General features: G+C 51.9%; 4 protein-coding genes, 1 tRNA gene and 2 pseudogenes. 5 read left to right on the top strand and 2 right to left on the bottom strand.

Annotated elements, in window-relative coordinates; all coding sequences use genetic code 11:
* Positions 1–59 precede the first annotated feature (59 nt).
* The 5 genes and pseudogenes from DWU98_RS21390 to DWU98_RS21405 form a co-directional block, all read left to right on the top strand.
* Positions 60–149: transfer RNA gene (locus DWU98_RS21390), tRNA-Ser, on the top strand.
* 124 nt (positions 150–273) lie between these two features.
* Positions 274–444 (top strand): annotated as a pseudogene (locus DWU98_RS22630) (DUF6538 domain-containing protein); the annotation flags it as partial.
* Positions 445–498: 54 nt separating this feature from the next.
* Entirely contained in the window at positions 499–963 is a 465-nt protein-coding gene (locus tag DWU98_RS21395) for a hypothetical protein (RefSeq protein ID WP_147293408.1), read from the top strand.
* 23 nt (positions 964–986) lie between these two features.
* Positions 987–2726: a hypothetical protein gene (locus DWU98_RS21400; protein ID WP_147293409.1), complete on the top strand. Its 1740-nt coding sequence runs from the start codon at positions 987–989 to the stop codon at positions 2724–2726.
* Positions 2727–2803: 77 nt separating this feature from the next.
* Positions 2804–2935: pseudogene (locus tag DWU98_RS21405) on the top strand (IS3 family transposase); the annotation flags it as partial.
* Positions 2936–2940: 5 nt separating this feature from the next.
* Here the strand turns inward: DWU98_RS21405 and DWU98_RS22125 are convergent.
* Both DWU98_RS22125 and DWU98_RS21410 read right to left on the bottom strand, forming a co-directional pair.
* Positions 2941–3153, bottom strand: a complete 213-nt coding sequence (locus DWU98_RS22125) for a hypothetical protein (protein WP_196239560.1) — start codon at positions 3151–3153, stop codon at positions 2941–2943.
* Positions 3154–3383: 230 nt separating this feature from the next.
* Positions 3384–3881: a PQQ-binding-like beta-propeller repeat protein gene (locus DWU98_RS21410; RefSeq protein WP_147293410.1), complete on the bottom strand. Its 498-nt coding sequence runs from the start codon at positions 3879–3881 to the stop codon at positions 3384–3386.
* Between the last annotated feature and the right edge of the window lie 144 nt (positions 3882–4025).

Raw genomic sequence — 4025 nt, forward strand, 5'->3', positions numbered from 1 at the left:
ATGCCCGGAGTCAAACTGCCGTAGAGGTGCGCAGAGCGCACCTGTTCGCAAAGTACAACGGAGAGATGGCCGAGTGGTTTAAGGCAGCAGTCTTGAAAACTGCCGTAGGTGTAAGCCTACCGTGGGTTCGAATCCCACTCTCTCCGCCAGTACTGCGAAACCCCTGTTTTCACAGGGGTTTTTGCTTTTCTGAGGAAGGGCTTGTCGCTCCACATATCGCTCCACTTCCATCCCCTTTCTTACCAAGAAAGGGGCAAAAAAGACTGAGCCGATATGCGCATCCCCAACTGTCTCAGGTTGGCACCTTCAGGGATCTGGCACTTTCGCCAACGACTGCCTTCCCGACAGGCCCGTGAGACAGGTAAGCACGAGGTCACGCGAAGCCTTGGTACCCGTGACCTCCTGACCGCGCAGCAACGTGCGCTGGCCCTCGTCCAGGCGTATGCTCAAGGCTTCACAGTCAGGGGGCTGAGTGTGGCTAGGGATAGCGTTCCAACTGTGTCAACGATCCTCAAGGCCAAGCGCCATGAGGGGTACAAGCTTATCCGTCACCCTGACGGTACCGTTGAGCTTGAGGCCAACGGCAAAGCAGACCATGGCTTCGCCATGGAAGCGGTTGACCACATCGGACGGTTGGACAAAGAGCCGTATTATCAAGAGTTTGTGCAGGCCACCCGCGTTACTGCATCTGCTCCTACTCCCGGCCCTGCATCGAAGATTCCAGTCATTGCCATCGGCAAGGCTGTGACGCAGTGGTTGGCTGAGATCAAATCCAGCACTCGCCCCAAGACCTTCAAGATCAAGACCACGGCTGTGGAGGGTTTCGCTCGCCACTATGGCGAGAAAGGCTTACTCAAGGATGCTGGTCGCATCGACGTGGGCAACTGGGTTCAGGCACTTCGTGCAGGTGGTCTGGAAACCCCAAGCGTTGACGAAGTTCCTTTTCTCTTCATCATGAATTGAGTCTAAGGTTTCGAGGGGAAAGCATGCCGTCGCTTCTATGTTGGCATTCCTTGTGTGTTTTCCCCCTTCCCAAGGATGGGGAAAAGATTTTTGGCTTTCCAGAATTTTTAGCGGCGCTTGCTCTGATGGTCCTGGCATGGACTGTAGGGGATATCCAGTACCGCTTCAGGGGCCGTATTGCACCTGTTCCATTGCCACCGCTTACTTTTTATTCCATCACGACTATAGGGGTTCTGACCCTTCTAACAGACCTATGGCGGGCAGAGGGGTGGCTTGTCCTTGATACGGGCCCGTTTTCCCCACTCACTTGGCAGGCCTTCTTAGGTTCTGGGTTTCTAATAACCTTCCTGACTTGGGGTTGGTATGCGTTTATCAACCCGCCGATCTTCAGTGAGAAGAATGCGAAAAGATACGGGCAACTCCTGTACTCAGTGATTCTCAAAGGTTCACCGACCGAAGTCCCTGTTATCGCTTCTGAGTTGGCCGATTCAGCCCATGAAATTGTCTCTAGGTCGTGGTTGATACCTGAGCTGGAAAACAAGGAGCTGATTTCTTCAGAGAAAAAGTTTCGATTCGATCCATTTGGGTGGAAAAGGAAGCGTTACTTTCTGTCCAAAGATGTGGCTTATGACATCCTTCTTCTGATCGCTGACCGTAAGTTCTGTAGGTATGTCGTCCAATCATCTCAGTACACGGCTTTGGAAATTTTCGGGGCCATGACTAAGATGGAAAAGTATCAACTTCCTGTTGGACCTTTTGCTAGGAATATCACCGAAGAAGCAATACAGAACAAAGACTCCTTTGTATTCCATGAGTCAAGCGGATATCAGTCTGGACTGCTTGGTTTCCATAAGCCACTCACTCAAACGCTGTACGGTAACTACCGTATGGTTAAGGAGGTCGAGGACTTCTTTGATGTTGACTACATGGAAACGCAGAAGTGGGACCCCGATCAATGGGAAGCCTATGGTCGCTTGGTTCTCGTTTCTTTCCGTGACTATGCAAAGAAGGAGCTTGGTCAACACGCTCCTGTGTTCTGGCGGTCCTTCGAATGCATCCTTCGTTCTGCGTATGACCTCTACGAAGTCAATCGACTGGAAAGGAACTATTGGGATACTCCACAGTGCAAGCGATTGGATAAGGTTTGTCACTTTTTTAAAGAAGCGATAGACATTCTTGCGAAGTATCCAGTCCCAAATCGCGTTCATTTGCGAGAGAAGCTTCGCCAGCAACGCACTAGCATCTATGACTTGATTGCTAGGGAAATAGCTGAGCTGGTTTTTTATGCTGGGCAAGTGGCTGAGCCAAGAGAACTGTGCTGGTCTGTACAGCACAGTACAGTGTGGTTTCAGGTCTTTGAATCCTTCGATCAGGATACGGCAGCTAGGAAATTTATCAGGCACAAAGTGCGTCGTGCGCTTTGGGATGAGATAGAAAGGATGACTTCTTCTCCCAACTTTAAAGGCGCCCGTATGATTGCTTTTCTCTTAAACGTGCTGGGATTCGTCGCTCAAAATGACGATAGACATCGCGATTGGGTGGCTCTTCACAAAGTGCTGTTGGAGTGGCTAAAGAAAAATTATGCAAAGCTTTACATTTACAACCCCAGCGTCGCAGCTGCATGTCTGGTAGCGGGCTATACCTATGACCAAGCTGAAAATCAGTTGATTTTTACAGCACCTGCTGAAGGCCTTCGTAGAGTGCCTTACACGAACGCTTTACCGTTGGGTCCAGCAGATGAGAGTAAAATTCCTGGTCAATAAGTGTTGTAAAACGGTGCTTGTGAATTTTGAATCGCCCCGGGATTTGTGGAGGCTCGAACTCTTGAGAGAATGGAGCCATGACCAAGTCGAAGCAATTTTCCCCAGAAGTCCGTGAGCGTGCGGTCTGGATGGTGCAAGAGCACCGTGGTGAGTATCCATCGTTGTGGGCGGCGGTCGAGTCGATCGCACCGAAGATCGGCTGTGTAGCCATGGCTCAATCACCGCCAAAAGGCGTGCCCCACATGTGGATGACTCCATTCGGTGTACGGATCGTCCATTTGGAGGCATGGTCATTTTGCTGATCAAGTGGGGGGTCTTGCGCTTCCATTAAATCCCAGTCGGTCAGCATCATCACGCAATCCCCCGTTTTCACTAGATGGTCCAATACCTTCATATTGGTCATGCCGTTTGGGAGGTCTGCCTTCATTAGCGTAACCATTGCCTGTTCGGTCTTGCATGTCACCAACCCGCCTGTGTACTGCGCATATGGATCATCCGAGACGGCCGCTGATGGCTGGGCGAAAGCGCTTGCTGCGGTGGCAACCGTAAGTGCGCAAATGGCGATAAAGAAAACCTGATATCTATTTCGCCAAAAGCATCGAAGGGGCGTGCGCCGTAAGCACTTTGTTGCCGGGTCGGAGTGTGGAATAGACCATTTCAGTGTGACCGATCCGTCGGGCGGCACGCTTTGTCCAGAAGAAGAGGGCGACTTCCCATCATCCACATGCCGTGTGCGTAGCTTGGATCAGCGAAGTAAACGGGACTCTTCCAAACCACCCGACATGTATGGATATCCAAGGCATAGATCTGTCGTTGACTGCCGGAGTAGGTGGAAACAAAAAGGGTGTTTTTCCCCAACAACACGGGCTCTTGGACGATCGAGACAGATTCGCTGACGGTGCACACCGGCTGCCCCTCCAAGGAAATCGTGACCGGTCCTGACCATGCGCTCGGATGATCCACAGTGTCGGCGTCACCCAACGTCACAGTCAGCTTGCCCCATGTGGCAGTGCTCTTGGTTATCGTCAACGGGATGAGATCGCAGCCAAACGACGTTGCTGGCGCCGAAACAACCAGTGCGGTGATCAATAGCGTGGCTATGCGCATCGTGTAATCCCTTATGCGGCGACCGATGGGTTTGTCACCAAGCGACATCGTACTCACCATCAGCGTTATCGGCGGCGCCGAATCCGCGTCCCCTGACAGAGCTGGCCCCAGTGGTTTGAACAGCGAAGCCCGGTTGGATAAGTGGATTGCCTGCGTGGTTTAAGCGGCTTTGGGCAAAGCCGTTATCGGGAA

This window comes from Dyella monticola (assembly GCF_003363155.1).
Lineage (GTDB): Bacteria > Pseudomonadota > Gammaproteobacteria > Xanthomonadales > Rhodanobacteraceae > Dyella_B > Dyella_B monticola.

Coding starts and splice junctions, on each gene's coding strand:
- DWU98_RS21400 (WP_147293409.1), top strand. CDS start 987: ATGCCGTCGCTTCTATGTTGGCATTCCTTGTGTGTTTTCCCCCTTCCC.
- DWU98_RS22125 (WP_196239560.1), bottom strand. CDS start 3,153: ATGAAGGCAGACCTCCCAAACGGCATGACCAATATGAAGGTATTGGAC.
- DWU98_RS21410 (WP_147293410.1), bottom strand. CDS start 3,881: ATGTCGCTTGGTGACAAACCCATCGGTCGCCGCATAAGGGATTACACG.